Below are 17,220 nucleotides of genomic sequence, written 5' to 3'. Positions count from 1 at the left end.
CAAACGCTTAAGCATGAAGCCTAAAGGCTGAAAGTATTGGATTTACTGATAAATAGCAACGTGGTTTTTCACTTGCCTTTTACTTTCTGCCTTAAGCTTTCGGCTTTATGGTACGTTTATGTATTTGTGTATTTGCAGAGAAAGTTGCCATTTGGGATGGGCTTTAATATAATCAATGATTAACGGCGTAACTATGGCAGCTTTATCCCACTCGGGTTGTAAATATAATTTGCAGTGTGGTGACACCAATGAAGCATATTTTTCTGCCCAGGCAAAATCTGACTGATTAAAAATAACAACTTTTAATTCGTTAGCGAATGGAACTACTTCAGGTAGCGGTGCTTTAAATTTTTTAGGCGAAAGGCAGATCCAGTCCCAGCTGCCGGATAGGGGATGGGATCCCGAGGTTTCAATATTTGTTTCAAAACCTTTTGACTGTAAGGCAGATGTGAGTGCTGTTAAATCATGCATCAGTGGTTCGCCACCCGTAATTACCACCAGCCTGGCAGGCGTTGCTGCTACTATTTCAACAAGTGTATCAATAGCCACCAATGGATGTTTATTTGCATCCCAGCTATCTTTTACATCGCACCAAACACAGCCTACATCGCATCCGCCAAGGCGTATAAAGTAAGCGGCCCGGCCCTGGTGGCCACCTTCTCCCTGGATGGTATAGAAGTGTTCCATTACAGGAAGTTGTTGCGTTATGGTGGAAGAAGTTATAGTCATTTTTTATTAATCATTCTAATGAACAGCTGCTGTTACGCTTAGATAAAAGCCGCTAAAGGGTATACGGTAAAAGTGAGTGACACAACGATGCTGATTGAAAAACAACTACTGGTAAACAATAATTATTTTTGTTCACATGCATTGAAGGTGTTCATCAGCAAAGCTGCAATGGTCATTAATCCGACGCCGCCGGGTACTGGTGTAATATAGCTGCATTTGGGTGCTACGTTTGCAAAATCAACATCGCCTTTAATGGCAAAGCCGGATTTTTTTGTATCGTCTTTTACCCTTGTGATACCTACGTCAACTACCACAGCATTTTCCTTTACCATATCGGCCGTTAAAAAACCGGGTATGCCGAGAGCGGCTACAATAATATCAGCCTGTAAACAAATTTCCTTTAAATTATGGGTGTGGCTATGACAAACAGTTACGGTGCAATTGCCCGGGTAGGCATTGCGGCTTAATAAAATACTGATGGGTCTGCCAACAATATTGCTTCTGCCGATAACGACTGCATGCTTGCCTTTGGTGTCAATTTTATAATGTTCCAGCATCAGTAAGATGCCGTAAGGTGTAGCAGGAATAAAGGTGGGCAGGCCCTGAACCATTTTACCAATACTCATCGGATGAAACCCATCCACATCTTTATCAGGATGAATAAGACCAATAATTTTTGCTTCGCTGATTTGCTTTGGCAAAGGCAATTGTACCAGGATACCATCCACATCCAAATCGGCATTTAGTTCCTCAATTGCTGTAATTAACTCAGCTTCTGTTATAGTGTCAGCCAATCTTATCAGTGAACTTTTAAAGCCTACTTCTTCGCAACTTTTTACTTTACTGGCAACGTATGTTTCGCTGGCGCCATTGCTGCCCACTAAAATGGCGGCAAGGTGAGGCGTTTTTTTACCGGCACTTTTTGCCGCTTCGGTTTTAATCTTAATAGCATCTTTTACAGCCTGAGATACAATTTTTCCATCTAAAATTTGCATGCTGCAAAAGTAACTACTATTAATAAAACTATTTCAATTGGAAAAATATTATTATATTACTAATATTAAATCTGTAACGTTTTGAAAAAAAATAGTTGTACAGCCGCCCTGCTACTTTTTGCCATATCGCACTGCTTGTCACAATCTTTCCGTCAACCGCTTTCGGCCGGCTATATTGGCCTTTCGGCTTATAGTACACGCCAGGCTGATGCCTTATCTTTTATAAATAACCAGGCTGCCTTAGCACAGGTGAAAAACATTACGGCAGGCGTGTATGGCGAACGAAGATTTTTGCTTGCCGCTACCAGCTTGTATGCCGCTGCTGTGGCGGTTCCTACGGCCAACGGTAACTTCGGGGTTGCTGTTCATTACAGTGGGTTTAAAAATTTTAATGAAAGCCAGGCAGGCCTTGCCTATGCAAGGAGCGTTGGTAAAAAACTGAATGTCGGCATTCAATTTAATTACTATAACTACAACGCGCCGTCTTACATAAATTCCAGTGTTATAAATGTTGAAATAGGAACTGTTTTTCATCTCACGGATAAGCTAAATCTTGGCCTGCATGTATACAATCCTGTTGGGGGCAAATTTTCAAAAACCGATGAAAAGCTTAACAGTGCTGTTACAGTTGGGGCGGGTTATGATGTGAACGATCATTTTTTTATTGGGGCTGAAATTGTTAAAGAAGAAAAATTCCCTGTCAATATCAATACGGGTGTTCAATACCAGTTTATGAAACAGTTTTTTGCGAGGGTTGGTGTTGCCACCGCTACTTCTGCCGGGTATGCAGGTTTTGGAGTTGGATGGAATAATTTCCGATTGGACGTTACAGGGAGCTATCACCCGCAACTTGGTTTATCGCCGGGGCTGCTGCTGATTATTAATTTCGAAAAGCCATCCAAATCAGCTCCAGATGATACGCCTTAAAAAAAATGGAGGATGTATTTTACCTGCTGCTTTAAAAGTGGCGGGTTATTCTCTGTTGATTGGAACTATCATTTTATTACCGGAATTATTAATAGCACAAACGCCGGAAATACCTTCCAACATTGCAGAACAACAACTGGAGGCCATAACCGAAAACAATGATGATAATGAAACAGAAGACGATTCTTTTTTACAATCCATGCAACAGTTTTTAAAAGATCCAATTAACCTGAATACTGCCGATGCGGAACAATTAAAAGAACTAATGATATTATCTCCCCTACAAATTCAAAACCTGATCAGTTACAGAAACCTGTTGGGCAATTTTATTAATCTGTATGAGTTGCAGGCCGTGCCAGGATGGAATATTATCACCATTCAAAAACTGCGGTTATTTATTACCGTTAGCAACAAAGTTGTGTTGACACATTCTTTAAATGAAAGGTTGCATAATGGAAGCAATACAATATTGGTAAGAGCATCGGAGGGATTAGAGAAGTCGAAAGGGTATAGAACAGATGCTACAACAGCACACAATTTTTATCCGGGCTCACCGCAAAAGGTTTTTGTGCGGTACAAATACCAGTACAAAAATTTGTTGCAGTATGGCTTGTTGGCGGAAAAGGATGCAGGAGAACAATTTTTTAAAGGCGCTCAAAAAAACGGATTTGATTTTTATTCAGCTCATTTATTTGCACGAAATATTGGTGTTATAAAACAACTGGCATTGGGCGATTTTACTGTGAACATGGGGCAGGGCTTAACGCAATGGCAAAGCCTTGCTTTTAAGAAAAGCGCCGATATAACGAATATTAAAAGACAGCTGGCAATATTACGGCCATATAATTCCGCGGGAGAAATTAATTTTCATCGTGGAGTTGGAATTACCATTGGCAGAAAAAACTGGGAGACAACGGTATTCGCATCGCTCAAAAACGTGGATGGCAATTTTGCTTTGGACACAATTAATACTGATGGCTTTATTACTTCTTTACAAACATCGGGCTTGCACAGAACCAGCAGCGAGACCGCTGATAAAGGTATACAACAGCAACTTGCTTTTGGTGGTAACCTGGCATATAATAAAAACATTTTTCATGTAGGGGTGAATGGAATTCAATATCATTTCCGGCTTCCGATTAATAAGGAAGCAGTGCCTTATAATTTATATGCATTGTCAGGAAATACATTGGGCAATTACAGTATTGATTATTCCTATACTTTTAAGAATATGCACTTTTTTGGGGAAGCTGCGGTGACCAATAATTTTGCTAAAGCATTTGTAAACGGGTTGCTCATTAGTGTGGATGCAAATGTTGACCTGAGTTTTTTATATCGGAACATTTCAGAAAAATACCATGCTTTATATTCCAGTGCCTTTACAGAAAATTCAACACCGGTAAATGAAAAAGGAATGTTCGGTGGCATCAGCATAAGGCCAACCAATTTTTGGCGTATTGATGTATATGCCGATTTATATAAATTTCCCTGGCTTAAATATTTAACGGATGCCCCATCGGCAGGTGCTGATTACATGTTGCAGGCAACTTATAAACCGAATAAACAATTGGAATGGTATGTACGGTACCACGCGGAATCCAAATCAAAGAATTTTAATCCCGATTTATCACTGCTTTCGCTGGTTGTAAATAAACCTAAACAAAATTTCAGAACGCAGGTTAATTATAAAATTAATTCTGCCATTACATTCCGCAACAGGGTGGAGATGGTTTGGTATAACAAAAAAGGTCAGGATGCGCAAAATGGATTTTTATCCTTTGCAGATATTCTTTATAAACCGGCATTAAAGAATTATTCAGCCGGTATGCGTATGCAATATTTTGAAACGGGTGGCTACGAAAGCCGTTTATATGCTTATGAAAATGATGTGTTGTATAGTTACTCCATTCCTGTTTTTTATGATAAGGGCTTCAGATATTACCTCAACTTTAATTACGATTTGAATAAGCAAATAACTGTATGGATAAAATGGGGACAAAGTATTTACCAGGATAAAACTTCCATTGGCAGCGGGCTGGATGAAATACCGGGAAATAAAAAATCTGAAATTAAAATGCAATTGCAGTACCGATTTTAAAATTTAACGTCGACTTGCTCAGAATATTGTTTTTACAAAATATAACTATTGCAATTTTATAGGGTCTATTTCCTACTTTTGTTGTCCAGCTATAGATTATCAACATAACCACATTTAAATTTTTATTATGCCCGATCAACAAGTGCCCAATCAAATAAACATAGAGATTTCAGAGGAAATGTCCGAAGGTCAGTATGCCAACCTCGCTATTATTACGCACAGTCATGCCGAGTTTATTATAGACTTTGTAAACGTGATGCCTGGTACACCAAAGAGTAAAGTCAAGAGCCGGATTATTTTAACTCCTTTTCACGCAAAGCGTTTTATGAAGGCAATGGTGGAAAATGTAAAAAAGTTTGAAACAGCCAACGGCGTAATACAGGATATGGAAGCACTTGAGATTCCCTTTACTTTCGGAGGGCCGCCGGCTCAGGCTTAAGTATTGTTGGATATTAAAGCAATCCGCCATCGGCAAAACTATAATAACCTTCTTCGCTTACTATCAAATGATCCATCATTAAAATATCGAGGTATCGGGCGGCTGTTTTAATTTTTTGTGTTAGTTCTTCATCTGCCCTGCTCGGCCGTAAATTACCTGAAGGGTGATTGTGACAAAGTATGATGGAAGTGGCTTCCTGCTCCAATGCTATTTTTAATATGACTCTAGGATCGGCTACCGTGCCTGTTAACCCGCCGCGGCTTATAATTTCAAAATGATTTATTTTATTGGCCTTGTTCAAAAAGAGCACCGCAAACACTTCATAGCTAAAATCCTTAATGGTTGCCCGAAGATATTGTGCAATATCGCTGCTTGTTTTGATCACAGTTTTTTCCAGCGCAGCTGAAGCATGTCGTCTGCGCCCGATTTCCAGCGCAGCCGCAATGGTAATGGCTTTGGCAATTCCAATCCCTTTTATTTTTTGTAATTCTTTTAAGGAAAGTTTACCCAATTCGTTCAGATTGTGGCCACCTAATTGCAACACTTCTTTTGCAAGCTGTACAGCTGATTTTTCTTTGCTGCCGTTGGCTATTAAAATTGCCAGTAACTCAGAATCGCTTAAAACAGCAGCTCCCTTCAGTGACAATTTTTCTCTCGGCCGGTCATCCACTGCCCAGTTTTTTATAGACGTGGAAGGTTTGTTGATATTTTCCATGATAGAAATTTAAACATCAGCTTATATACGATAGTTTTGCAGCATCTTAATATTTCGTTCATCGTCCAAGCAACCATTCATTATGTCGTATAACGCAAAACTTTTTTCCGGTACAGGTTCCCGCTATCTTGCCGAGGCCATTGCAACCAAATTTGGCGAGCCATTAGGTAAAGTAAATATACAACGCTTTAGTGATGGTGAGATAGGGGTGGAATTCCAGGAAAGTATCCGGGGCCAGTTTGTGTTTTTAATTCAAAGTACATTTTCGCCAACAGACAACCTGATGGAATTGCTGCTGATGATTGATGCGGCAAAAAGGGCATCGGCTTATAAAGTAATCGCAGTAATGCCCTATTATGGCTACGCCAGGCAGGACAGGAAAGACAGGCCGAGGGTGGCTATCGGGTCAAAACTGGTAGCCAATATGTTAACCGCTGCAGGCGCCGACCGTGTTGTTACAATGGATTTACATGCGCCGCAGATACAAGGCTATTTTGATATTCCGGTGGATCACCTTGATTCTTCTGCTATTTTCATTCCCTATATAGAAAGTTTAAATCTCGAAAACCTCACGTTCGCAGCTCCGGATGTAGGCAGCGCTAACCGCATCAGGGAAGTGGCTACTTATTTTGAAGCCGAAATGGTTATTTGTGATAAGCACAGGAAAAGAGCGAATGAAATTGCCAGTATGGTAGTTATTGGAGATGTTGCCGATAGGGATATTGTGTTGCTGGATGATATTTGCGATACGGGTGGCACACTGGCAAAAAGCGCAGGATTGCTAAAAGAAAAAGGTGCCCGCAGCGTAAGGGCATTTTGTACGCATCCCGTTTTAAGTGGCAACGCCTACGAAAATATTGAAAACAGTGCACTGGAAGAACTGGTAGTTTGTGATACCATTCCGGTAAAACATATTGGCGGAAAAATCAGGGTAGTTTCTACAGCGGAACTGTTTGCAATTGCAATACGTAATGCATTGGAAAATAAGAGCATTAATAGTCTGTTCTTACGCAGCCGTATGGCAAATAGAAAGATATAGTAATAATGGGTAATGTTGTTTCAAATTGCTAAAAGATGCTGGCATGTCAAATATTCGTTTTCAACTATCAAAATACCCATTATTTCCTTACCTTTGCGCCTCATTAAAAAAATCATTAAATGAAAACGATTACAATCGAAGGACAAATCAGGACCGAATTTGGCAAAAAAGCCACCCGCCAGCTTCGCCTTGAGGAAAAAGTGCCAGCTGTAATTTACGGAGGTGCTGAGGAGATTAATTTTGCTGCTCCTGCAACGGCGTTTAAAAACATTGTTTATACGCCTGATTTTAATGTAGTGGAAGCTACGATAGACGGAAAACCTTACCGGTGCGTATTGAAAGATCTGCAATTTGACAAGGTAAGTGACCAGTTAATTCACGTAGATTTCCTGGAATTGGTGGAAGATAAAAAGGTTACTGTTACATTGCCGCTTAAATTCACCGGGGCCCCTGCAGGTGTTAAAGCGGGTGGTAAGCTGGTTATCAAGATGAAAAGTTTGAAAGTTAAATTGTTGCCTAAATATTTACGCGAAAACATTGAGCTGGATATTACCAATCTTGCTTTAAATGAAAATATCCGCGTTCAGGATGTAAAGGCTGAAAATATGGAGATTATGAACTCACCCCGTATTCCAATTGCCTCTATCACAATGACGCGTCAGTTGAAACAGGAAGAAGCTGCTGCTCCTAAGGGCGCGGCTCCTGCAAAAGCTGCTGCACCTGCTGCTGCCGCTGCTAAAGCCGCACCTGCTGCAAAAAAATAAGTGATTTGAATGTAATTTATATCAAAAAAATGCCCTGCTTTTACAGGGCATTTTTTATACGGGGCAACTATAAACTTTAATTACCTTTGCCCACTTAAATTAATATTATGGGAATGGATAGAAATACCGTGATTGGTTTTGTGCTAATAGGTATGTTGTTGATGGGCATGTTTTATTTTAATAATAAAGGCAATGCTGCTTACCAGGCAGAGCAACAGCGGCTGGCAGATTCAATTGCAAGAACAAAACCTAAGGTTGATATCGCAAAAATGAAGCTGGATTCGCTGAGATTTGATTCTACCCGCAGGGAAAAAGCGGCTGGTAGTTTACAGCAGGATGGGGCGGTTGCAGAAACCACGCTTGAAAACGAAGTGATGAAAATTACTTTTACCAACAAAGGTGCACAACCTAAAACAGTTGAATTAAAAAACTATAAAACACTGGATGGTAAACCTGTGATCATACAACAGGGCGAATTCAATAAGATTTCTTATGATATAAATACCGGCGAAAATGTAACCGGGCACACTGCCGACTTGGTTTTCGTAACCGGTGCTAAAACGGAAAACGCTGACAAAAGCCAGACCCTCACATTCAGTATCAAAGATTCGGCGGGTAAGCAAATCACCCATCAATATACGTTGCGTGCTAATGATTATTTACTCGACTTTGCAATTGTATTAAACGGTGCAGAAAAATTGGTGTCAAAAAATACCATTAACCTGCAATGGCAAACGCAAACCAATCAAATTGAAAAAGACGAGGTATACGAAAAAGGACAAACCCATATTTGTTACCTCACAGATGGCAGTTATGATTTTACTATGCTCGGTAATAGCGGCGATGACAAGAAATTTGAAAAGCCGGTTGACTGGCTTTCTGTAAAGCAACAGTTTTTTGTAAGTGCCCTGGTAAACAAAAATAAATTTCAAAGTGCCGAAATTAAATGGACTGTGCCGGCGGATACTTCCCTGCATATTTTGGCGCAAACAGTGGCCAGCTGTAATATAAACATCGGTTCAGGTTCCCAGGCAACCGTTCCCTTACAATTATATTATGGCCCGAGTGATTACCATGTGTTAAAAGCGTACAATAATAAAATGGAAAATATCGTGCCTTACGGAAGTGGTGTTTTTGCTTTTGTAAAATATATCAACCGGCATGTTTTATTACCTGTATTTGATATATTAAGAAAGAATGTGGCCAGTATGGGAATCGTAATTTTATTATTGACCCTTTTTATCCGTTTACTTACTTCGCCCATTTTATATAAGAGTTATGTAAGTGGTGCAAAAATGAAAGCACTAAAGCCGGAAATAGATAAGCTGAAAGAGAAGCATGGAGAAGATAAGCAGGCTTTTAGTATGGATCAGATGAAGCTGTGGAAATCGGCGGGGGTAAGTCCATTAGGCGGTTGTTTACCGGCAGTGTTACAGATTCCGATCTTTATGTCGCTGTATTATTTCTTCCAGTCAAACATTTCGTTGCGGGGGCAAAATTTTCTTTGGGCAAAAGATTTGGCGGCATACGATTCTATTTATAACATTCCCTTTAATATTCCTTTCTACGGCGACCATGTGAGCCTTTTCACATTAACGGCGGTAATAACCAGTTTACTGATTTCGATATATAGCATGACTAACATGCAGGATAATTCCAATCCTGTGATGAAATACATGCCTTATATTTTCCCCGTGTTGCTGCTGGGCGTTTTTAATAAACTGCCTTCGGCCCTAACATGGTATTATACTATTTCCAATACCATTACTTTGATCCTGCAGATTGTGATTCAGAAATACATTATTGATCATGATAAAATACTGGCACAGATTGAAGAAAACAGAAAGAAGCCGGTTAAGCAAAGTAAGCTGCAGGAAAGAATTCAGGCAATGCAGGATGCTAATAAAAAGGTGCAGGATGTGAAAGCCAAAACACAAAAGAAGTAAACGTCTTTAAAGAAAATATTAGCCTGCAGTTTTCAACAACTGCAGGCTTTTTCGTGTATGAGTTTGTGATTATTTTGGCATTGTATTTCCCTATCTTTATCAACACAAAATGAAAGTTATGAAAGCTGTAGCAATGGTTGTAATGTTAGCGCTCAATGGTTATGTCTATGCTCAAAAAATAATTTCAGAGGGGACCCTGGTTTATACGATTGCTACGCAAACCGGTAGTAATGCTGCGCAGCCCGACCCTTTAAGCGGTGCTACGAATACTGTGTATTTAAAAGGAAATTTAAGCAAAACAGAAATGTCAAGTCCGCTGGGAAAGGAAACAACTATTTACGATGCAAAGAGTTCGACTGGTGTTATATTAAAAGAATACAGCGGTCAGAAGCTGATGATTACATTAACGAAAGATAACTGGACAAGTCACAATAAAAAATTCGAAGGCATAGTTTTTACCCCAACTACTGATACCAAAAAAATCGCGGGCTATAACTGCGTAATGGCAACCGCCAAATTAAAGGATGGCAGCGTTATGACAGTCTTTTATTCGCCGGATATAAACGTGAATGATAAAAACTACAACCAGCTATTTAAAAATCTTCCCGGGCTTCCTGTAGAATACGAATTTGAAAGTGGCAAACTGAAATTTAAATATACACTTGCTTCTGTTGATCCGGGTGCAGTTGCCGTTTCCAAATTTGATATCCCAAAATCCGGTTACCGGGTAATGAGTTACGACGAAAGCCGGGTTGGGAAAAAAGACAGTAACTAAAAAAGACCTTCGTTAAGAAAGATCTTTCAAAATATTTTTGCTGAAAGCAGTTAATGGCTGTGAATGATCAATTTCATTCCTGTATAACCCTGTGTAATTTCCGGCATTACAATTTTATGTTTGTAAGGAATAACATAAGTTATATTTCCTTTCTGATAAGTAATTAATGAGTTGGCCATAATGCTGTTGCCAACTGTTTGCGTATTGGTTAACAAACTTCCCTTGTAACTTAATCCCGATTTAAGATTAAATGCAATTGAATTTCTTAGAGTAGACGGTGTATAGATGTTTAAAATAGTTTTATTCTTCTTTTTCCCAACGCCTCTGTCAGCCATAGCAACCTGTGCAATGCCAAACAGCAGAGCAATTGTAAGTAACTTTTTGGTGAACGTTTTCATTTAAAATAATTTTAACTAAACAAAGATATATTAAAGTTCTGTCAAAATGCGTACCACTTATACAAATCTTTATGATGAGTTTAACGCATAGCCTTAGGAAATGTTACTTTTTTTTGATGGTTTATTCAAATTAATGTATTTTACAGTAACCTACAAGCGCATGAGCAAAAATCCATACCGTCAAGACAGGGAAGAGTTGAAGGAACTGCTGCAACAGTATGACAACCTTAAAACAGGGCGCAGCCATTCTTTTATTGAAGAGGATGCCTTCGAAAAAATCATCGACTATTTTGATGACAAAGACGAACTGATTCAGGCATTGGAAGTCACCGACTACGCTATCAATCAATATCCATACTCTTCTTCATTACTTATAAAAAGGGCTGACCTTTTAATTGCAGCAAAAAAGTACAAGGAATCGCTGTATTTTTTAGAGCAGGCAGAAATCCTGGACAGCAGCGATATTAATCTGTACATTCTTAAAACGGATGCTTACCTGGCATTGGATCAGCAGGAAAAAGCCGCCGAGGTGCTGGAAGATGCCCTCAATTATTTTGGGGGAGAGGAAAAACTGGAACTGCTTTTTGAATTGACAGACGTATATGATGATTACGAAAATTTTGATAAGGTATTTGATTGCCTGAAAATGATACTTGAAATGGATCCTAATAACGAAGAAGCGTTGTACAAAATTTGTTTCTGGACAGATTTCACTGGCAGAAATGAGGAGGGGATAAGATTGCACCAGAAAATTATTGAGGATTTTCCCTTCAGCGAATTAGCCTGGTTTAACCTGGCCGCAGCTTACCAGGGAATTAAATTATACGAAAAGGCAATTGATGCCTACCAATACGCCGTCGCAATAGACGAAAAATTTGATTATGCCTGGCGTAACATGGGCGATGCTTACTTGAGACTTAGAAAATACAAGGATGCTATTGAAGTATTGCAAAAAGTATTGGAATTGGCGAGGCCGGAAGATGTTATTTATGAAGCCATCGGCCATTGCTACGACAAATTGCACAATTATGCACAGGCAAGATTTAATTATCGCAAGGCTACACATCTAAACCAGGATGACAGCCAGTTGTTTTATAAGATTGCAGTAACGTATATGAACGAAGGCGTTTGGGACAGCGCTATAAAAAATCTTCACATTGCAATGCGCATTCACCGGTTACAGCCGGAATATAATTTAGCCATGGGGCAGTGCTTTATGGAGCAGGGCAAAATAGAAGAAGCAGTGCAATACTTTGGCAATGTGGTACGTAACAAACCAAAAAACAGCAACGGTTGGCTGGAGCTGTTAAAATGTTTGTATCATGCCAAATGCATAGATGAAGGCCTGGAGTATGTTGAGCACGCCATCGAATTAACCAATGTAAAACCAATTTTCCTTTTTTATAAAAGTGCCTTTCTTTTAGCAGCGGGTAAATCAAAGGAAGCTATCATTCAGCTGGAACTGGGTATGGAAAAGAACCCCAAGCTGGTAAAAAAATTCATCGAATTAAATCCTTCCATTCTCCAAAATCAATTGGTAGTAGATGTTATTGCCAGATTCAAGCGCAACAAGTCAATTTAAAACATCCCGTTTTTCTGCTGGTGCATTACTAACTATTAGTAGTCAATGGTTATCTTTGCGCCAATCAAAAAAATAGTGGAATGAATTTCAATCTTTCTCAGATACCGGAGCGCCACAAAAAGCCACGTGCGCATGGTATCACAATGGTAATGGACAAGGGACTAAGTGTACAGGAGGCAAAAAATTTCATGAGTGTTTCCCATCCGCACGTTGATATTGTGAAGCTTGGTTTTGGGACTGCCTTTGTTACGCCAACACTGAGAGAGAAACTGGAAGTTTATCTTTCTTATGATATTCCAGTCTATTTTGGCGGTACTTTATTTGAAGCTTTCCTGATTCGTAACCAGTTTGATGACTATATAAAAGTCTGCAATGAATTCGGAATTAAATATGTTGAAGTGAGCGATGGTTCAGTTACTATACCACATACAGAGAAATGCGGATACATTGAAAAACTAGCCAAAAATTTTATTGTGTTGAGCGAAGTTGGCAGCAAAGATGCGGCTCATATCATTCCTCCCTATAAATGGATAGAGTTAATGCGGGCCGAACTGGAAGCAGGCTCTGCCTATGTTATAGCTGAAGCAAGGGAAGCTGGCAATGTTGGTATTTACCGGGGCAGTGGTGAAGTAAGAGAAGGCCTGGTACAGGAAATTTTAACACAGATACCCGAAGACAAAATTTTATGGGAAGCTCCCCAAAAGGCACAACAGTTGTACTTCCTGGAGCTGATTGGCTGCAACGTTAACCTGGGTAATATTGCTCCAACAGAAGTCATTCCTTTGGAAGCCATGCGCATAGGATTGCGTGGAGATACCTTCGAACTCTATCTTAATAAATAACCACCACATGAAGTTGTATGGATTGATTGGTTATCCGTTGGGCCATTCTTTTTCAAAGCAATATTTTGCAGAAAAATTTGCCAGGGAAGGAATTAGTGATTGTTTTTATGAGGCCTTTCCCATTTCGGCCATTGATCAATTTCCATCATTAATTAGAGACAATCCCAATTTAAAAGGATTAAATGTTACCATTCCCTATAAAGAACAGGTGCTGCAATTTGTTACGCAGGTAACTCCTGAGGTGAAGGCAATTGGGGCCGCAAACTGTATCAAAATAGAGGGGGAACAGTTGACAGCATTTAATACAGATGTCATTGGCTTTGAACAATCATTTCGCCAATTATTGCAGCCGCATCATAAAAAGGCTTTGGTGTTAGGAACAGGAGGTTCATCAAAAGCAGTACAATATGTGTTGCAAAAATTGGGTATTCAATTTTTATTGGTTACACGCCAGGAAGACAGAGGACCTGGTTATATCAATTATGATATAATTGATGAACAAATAATGCAATCTTACCTAGTTGTTATCAATTGCTCACCTGCTGGCATGTCACCCAACAATCACACCTGTCCGCATCTCCCATATCAATTTATCAATTCGCAACATTACCTGTACGATTTGGTGTACAAACCTGCCAAAACATTATTTCTTCAAAAAGGAGAGGAGCGTGGGGCGCAGATACAAAACGGCTATAAAATGCTGATTCTTCAGGCGGAAGCGAGTTGGGAGATATGGAACAACACTTAATGAGCTGCCAAAATATTCTTTAATACCTGCGGGATAGCACTTACTTTTTTTGAAGAATAGTTATAGCAAACAATGCCGGTTTTAGCATTGGCCAGCAAACACATTTCTTCGTTTCTATTTGTAAAAAGCTGGTAATACAATTCAAATCCGGCGCTTGAAATTTCGCCACAGCTTAGTTGTACTTCAATACTGTCGCCATAAAAAGATTCCTTTTTAAATTCCACAGCCAGATCGCTCATGATGAGTCCGATTCCTGCGACATTGAGCTCAGTAAAGAAGTGGCTTTTTAACCATTGCACCCGGGCTTCGTGCAGAATAGAAACAAATGCATCGTTGCCAACATGATTACCATAGTTGATATCACTGATCCGCACCGGGATAGTTACAGTGAAAATTTTATATGAAGGAATGATAATCTTTATTCTTGCCATTGATATCACGAAGTTAAAAAAAGAATAAAGATGTTTTTAGCCTGGGCATTTCCCTCCGCGGCGGGCCGGGCTTTCCGCTACAAGTCCTCACTACACTTCGTTGCACTGCGCTTCGTTCCGGGCTTTCCGCTGCAATCCCTAAGGCTTTAATTATTTCCTATTATTTCTGTTCTTTTAAAAATGCAATCATTTTGGTAATTGCTTTTTTTCTGTGACTGAACTGGCTTTTTTCTTCCAGAGACATTTCAGCAAAAGTTTTGTCACTTCCGGCAGGTACAAAAACAGGATCGTACCCAAATCCGTGGCCGCCCCGTCTGTCTTTAATAATTGTACCCTCACAAATTCCTTCAAACTGTATTTCCCTTCCATTTAGTATAAGTGATATCACCGTTCTAAACCTGGCTTCCCGGTTGGGTAATGAAGACAGCTTATCAAGCAGCTTATCAATATTGGCATCAAACGATCTTTCTTCACCGGCGTATCGTGCACTCTTTACGCCCGGTTCTCCATTCAATGAGGTTACTTCCAAACCGGTATCCTCGCTAAAACAATTTTTACCGGTGAGTTGATGAATAGTCAGCGATTTTTCAGTTGCATTCGCTTCCAGCTTATCATGCGGTTCAGGAATATCGATGTCAATGCCAGCTTCTTTTAATGTACTGATAGCAAACAGATCACCAAGCACAACTCTTATTTCATCTACTTTATGCTGGTTGTTGGTCGCAAAAATCAATTGATCCATAAGAAAATTATATAGAAAAAATTTGTTTCAGGCAATTCCACAGTCTAGCTTTTTCAGCTTTATTTTCCTGTATTTCCGGAAGCATAGCGGCAGTAAGATAGGTCTGGCTGTTAAAGGCCTGTACCTGGTATTGCGGAAATTCAATAGGCAGGTTGATTTGTGCAGGTGTTACGCCAAATAAAATAACCTTTTCTCCCTTTAACTCCTGTTCAATTGCCTTGTAGGTTATGTTTTTATTTTTCCTGGTATTGATAATGGCTACATCTTCCATGGTTAAGCTGCAAGCCGATAATATACCCAGCAAAAAATTTAATTGTTCATCTGGCAAATACAAGGTTTCATCATTGGCTACGAGGATAATTATTTTTTTGCGGTTATGTCCCAATATAGCAAATGAAGCCGCTGCATCGGGCTTTTTTACAGGCTCCGGATTGTCTGATTCAACCAGTGAATTTTTAAATAACTCCTGTATTAAAAACGGCGTTAACTGAATATTATCTATGTTCATGAACCTTTACTCTGTATTTTTTTTGTTACTTTGTTGTAAAATTAAGGAATATGATAGCCGCAGAAGATTTTAATATCACCAAAGTAAAACAGAGTAAACTGGAAGGAATAAGTTTGGATAACGTGCCTTTTGGTAAATATTTTACAGACCACATGCTGGAAGTGGATTATGAAAATGGCGAGTGGCAAACTCCGTCCATTAAACCTTATCAGCCACTTTCCCTCGCACCTTCTTTAGCTGCCCTGCACTATGGTCAGGCTATTTTTGAAGGTATTAAAGCTTATAAGGATGCGGATGGTAATGCGTCTATTTTCCGGCCTTATGATAATTTCAAAAGATTCAATAGTTCTGCGGAAAGAATGGAAATGCCTGTTGTGCCCGAAGAAATATTTATTGAAGGAATGCGCCAGCTGATTGAAATTGAGAAAGACTGGATACCTGCAAAGCCGAATCACTCATTATACATCCGCCCTTTCATGTTCAGCAGCGATGAAGCCATTGGAGTACGGCCAAGTGATAAGTATAAATTCCTGATCATTCTAAGCCCAACTGGCCCTTATTATGCAGCGCCCATGCGTATTTATGTAGAAGAAAAATATGTGCGTGCAGTGCAGGGAGGATACGGCTATGCCAAAGCAGCTGGTAATTACGGAGGTTCGTTGCATGCATCTGCAATAGCACAAAAACAGGGTTACGACCAGGTATTGTGGATGGATGCGTTTGAGCATAAATATGTGCAGGAATGTGGCACAATGAACGCTTTTTTTATTATAGACAACAAGGTAATTACACCTGGTTTGGAAGACGGTACCATTTTAGCAGGCGTTACCAGGGATAGTACCATTGAAATTTTAAAAGAAATGGGGTATATCGTGGAAGAAAGGAAGCTGAGTATTGAAGAAATAATGGATGCTTATAAAGCAGGTACTTTAAACGAAATTTTTGGTACAGGAACCGCTGCAACCATCTCTTTAATTAAGGAATTAAAGTACAAAGATTTTATTATGACCTTTGATGTAGACAAATGGACAATTGCGCCGGAAATAAAAACGAGGATGGATGCAATTAAATATGGCGAAGCACCGGATAATCATCAGTGGATGATGGCCGTTTAAAAAATTATTTCCTGAATAAATAAAAGATTTATTCTGTTTTGAAAAATATTTCCGGCTTGTAGTTTACCCGCAAAAATTTAATTCAGACAGATATATCAATTGCCCTGAAGTCCTTATACATAAAGGTTTCAGGGCAATTTGTATTTTGCCCGGGTTGGTAGGGTAGCATATATAAAACAGTTATAAAGCATCTCTTCCTGCAGCTTTTCATAAAAGTATTTTGCACAAAGCGGCAATTAGTTTTAATAAAATTTGGAAGCTATAGTGAACGCCCTTACCTTCGCACTCCCAAATAAAAAAGGGGTAGTTCTTAAAAATAAAAATCACCTTAAATTCGAAAAATAACCAAAAGAAATTTAGAAGTTTTTTAAAATTAAATTAGGTAAAATAAATAAAGTGATTTACTTTTGCAACCCGCTTGAAAAAG

18 protein-coding genes are annotated in these 17,220 nt (G+C 39.3%); 11 read left to right on the top strand and 7 right to left on the bottom strand.

Translation table 11 applies throughout. The features are described from left to right. Positions 1–105: 105 nt before the first annotated feature. Entirely contained in the window at positions 106–729 is a 624-nt protein-coding gene (locus QWZ08_RS23950; RefSeq protein WP_290340145.1) for a 7-carboxy-7-deazaguanine synthase QueE, read from the bottom strand. 122 nt (positions 730–851) lie between these two features. Beyond that, positions 852–1,724 (bottom strand): bifunctional 5,10-methylenetetrahydrofolate dehydrogenase/5,10-methenyltetrahydrofolate cyclohydrolase, encoded by an 873-nt coding sequence (locus QWZ08_RS23945; protein WP_290340144.1) that lies wholly within the window; start codon positions 1,722–1,724, stop codon positions 852–854. 81 nt (positions 1,725–1,805) lie between these two features. Here QWZ08_RS23945 and QWZ08_RS23940 point away from each other — a divergent pair, with 81 nt between their 5' ends. The 3 genes from QWZ08_RS23940 to QWZ08_RS23930 all read left to right on the top strand — a co-directional run bounded on the left by QWZ08_RS23940 (position 1,806) and on the right by QWZ08_RS23930 (position 5,188). Further along, entirely contained in the window at positions 1,806–2,651 is an 846-nt protein-coding gene (locus tag QWZ08_RS23940) for a PorV/PorQ family protein (RefSeq protein ID WP_290340143.1), read from the top strand. Then, complete coding sequence (locus QWZ08_RS23935; RefSeq protein WP_290340142.1) at positions 2,638–4,749, top strand: ComEA family DNA-binding protein; 2,112 nt, start codon at positions 2,638–2,640, stop codon at positions 4,747–4,749. The genes QWZ08_RS23940 and QWZ08_RS23935 overlap by 14 nt, the downstream gene beginning before the upstream one ends. 127 nt (positions 4,750–4,876) lie before the next feature. Beyond that, the gene (locus tag QWZ08_RS23930) at positions 4,877–5,188 is read left to right on the top strand and encodes a DUF3467 domain-containing protein (RefSeq protein ID WP_290340140.1); all 312 of its coding nucleotides are present in this window, start codon (positions 4,877–4,879) and stop codon (positions 5,186–5,188) included. A 13-nt stretch (positions 5,189–5,201) separates the two neighbouring features. Here the strand turns inward: QWZ08_RS23930 and radC are convergent, their stop codons facing one another. Next, positions 5,202–5,903, bottom strand: coding sequence for a RadC family protein (radC, locus tag QWZ08_RS23925; protein WP_290340139.1), 702 nt, complete (start codon positions 5,901–5,903; stop codon positions 5,202–5,204). A gap of 82 nt (positions 5,904–5,985) precedes the next feature. Between radC and QWZ08_RS23920 the strand changes: the two genes are divergently transcribed. From QWZ08_RS23920 to QWZ08_RS23905, 4 genes are all read left to right on the top strand, one after another. After that, positions 5,986–6,942: a ribose-phosphate pyrophosphokinase gene (locus QWZ08_RS23920; RefSeq protein WP_290340138.1), complete on the top strand. Its 957-nt coding sequence runs from the start codon at positions 5,986–5,988 to the stop codon at positions 6,940–6,942. 119 nt (positions 6,943–7,061) lie between these two features. After that, positions 7,062–7,706 (top strand): 50S ribosomal protein L25, encoded by a 645-nt coding sequence (locus tag QWZ08_RS23915; protein WP_290340137.1) that lies wholly within the window; start codon positions 7,062–7,064, stop codon positions 7,704–7,706. A 113-nt stretch (positions 7,707–7,819) separates the two neighbouring features. After that, complete coding sequence (gene yidC / locus QWZ08_RS23910) at positions 7,820–9,652, top strand: membrane protein insertase YidC (RefSeq protein ID WP_290340135.1); 1,833 nt, start codon at positions 7,820–7,822, stop codon at positions 9,650–9,652. Between the two features lie 118 nt (positions 9,653–9,770). Continuing rightward, entirely contained in the window at positions 9,771–10,427 is a 657-nt protein-coding gene (locus QWZ08_RS23905; RefSeq protein WP_290340134.1) for a hypothetical protein, read from the top strand. A 50-nt stretch (positions 10,428–10,477) separates the two neighbouring features. Here QWZ08_RS23905 and QWZ08_RS23900 read toward each other — a convergent pair whose 3' ends face one another. Beyond that, entirely contained in the window at positions 10,478–10,825 is a 348-nt protein-coding gene (locus QWZ08_RS23900) for a hypothetical protein (protein ID WP_290340133.1), read from the bottom strand. Positions 10,826–10,985: 160 nt separating this feature from the next. Between QWZ08_RS23900 and QWZ08_RS23895 the strand changes: the two genes are divergently transcribed. The 3 genes from QWZ08_RS23895 to QWZ08_RS23885 all read left to right on the top strand — a co-directional run bounded on the left by QWZ08_RS23895 (position 10,986) and on the right by QWZ08_RS23885 (position 13,997). Then, a complete protein-coding gene (locus QWZ08_RS23895) occupies positions 10,986–12,407 on the top strand; it encodes a tetratricopeptide repeat protein (RefSeq protein ID WP_290340132.1) in 1,422 nt (473 codons plus the stop codon). Between the two features lie 80 nt (positions 12,408–12,487). Then, positions 12,488–13,249 (top strand): phosphosulfolactate synthase, encoded by a 762-nt coding sequence (locus QWZ08_RS23890; RefSeq protein ID WP_290340130.1) that lies wholly within the window; start codon positions 12,488–12,490, stop codon positions 13,247–13,249. A 7-nt stretch (positions 13,250–13,256) separates the two neighbouring features. Further along, complete coding sequence (locus tag QWZ08_RS23885; protein WP_290340129.1) at positions 13,257–13,997, top strand: shikimate dehydrogenase family protein; 741 nt, start codon at positions 13,257–13,259, stop codon at positions 13,995–13,997. On the opposite strand, the gene QWZ08_RS23880 is transcribed toward QWZ08_RS23885, so the two are convergent. The 3 genes from QWZ08_RS23880 to QWZ08_RS23870 all read right to left on the bottom strand — a co-directional run bounded on the left by QWZ08_RS23880 (position 13,994) and on the right by QWZ08_RS23870 (position 15,678). Then, on the bottom strand, positions 13,994–14,428 hold the full coding sequence (locus QWZ08_RS23880) for an acyl-CoA thioesterase (protein ID WP_290340128.1): 435 nt from the start codon (positions 14,426–14,428) through the stop codon (positions 13,994–13,996). The genes QWZ08_RS23885 and QWZ08_RS23880 overlap by 4 nt on opposite strands. A 160-nt stretch (positions 14,429–14,588) precedes the next feature. After that, positions 14,589–15,170, bottom strand: a complete 582-nt coding sequence (gene rdgB, locus QWZ08_RS23875; protein ID WP_290340127.1) for an RdgB/HAM1 family non-canonical purine NTP pyrophosphatase — start codon at positions 15,168–15,170, stop codon at positions 14,589–14,591. Positions 15,171–15,177: 7 nt separating this feature from the next. Continuing rightward, positions 15,178–15,678, bottom strand: a complete 501-nt coding sequence (locus tag QWZ08_RS23870; RefSeq protein WP_290340126.1) for a hypothetical protein — start codon at positions 15,676–15,678, stop codon at positions 15,178–15,180. A 50-nt stretch (positions 15,679–15,728) separates the two neighbouring features. Between QWZ08_RS23870 and QWZ08_RS23865 the strand changes: the two genes are divergently transcribed. Next, positions 15,729–16,793 (top strand): branched-chain amino acid aminotransferase, encoded by a 1,065-nt coding sequence (locus QWZ08_RS23865; protein WP_290340125.1) that lies wholly within the window; start codon positions 15,729–15,731, stop codon positions 16,791–16,793. The last annotated feature ends 427 nt before the right edge of the window (positions 16,794–17,220 follow it).

It is taken from the genome of Ferruginibacter paludis, from assembly GCF_030409685.1.
GTDB classification, from domain to species: Bacteria; Bacteroidota; Bacteroidia; order Chitinophagales; family Chitinophagaceae; genus Ferruginibacter; species Ferruginibacter paludis.
The sequence above is the reverse complement of the archived record's forward strand: the minus strand, read 5'-3'. Positions and strand labels throughout refer to the sequence as shown.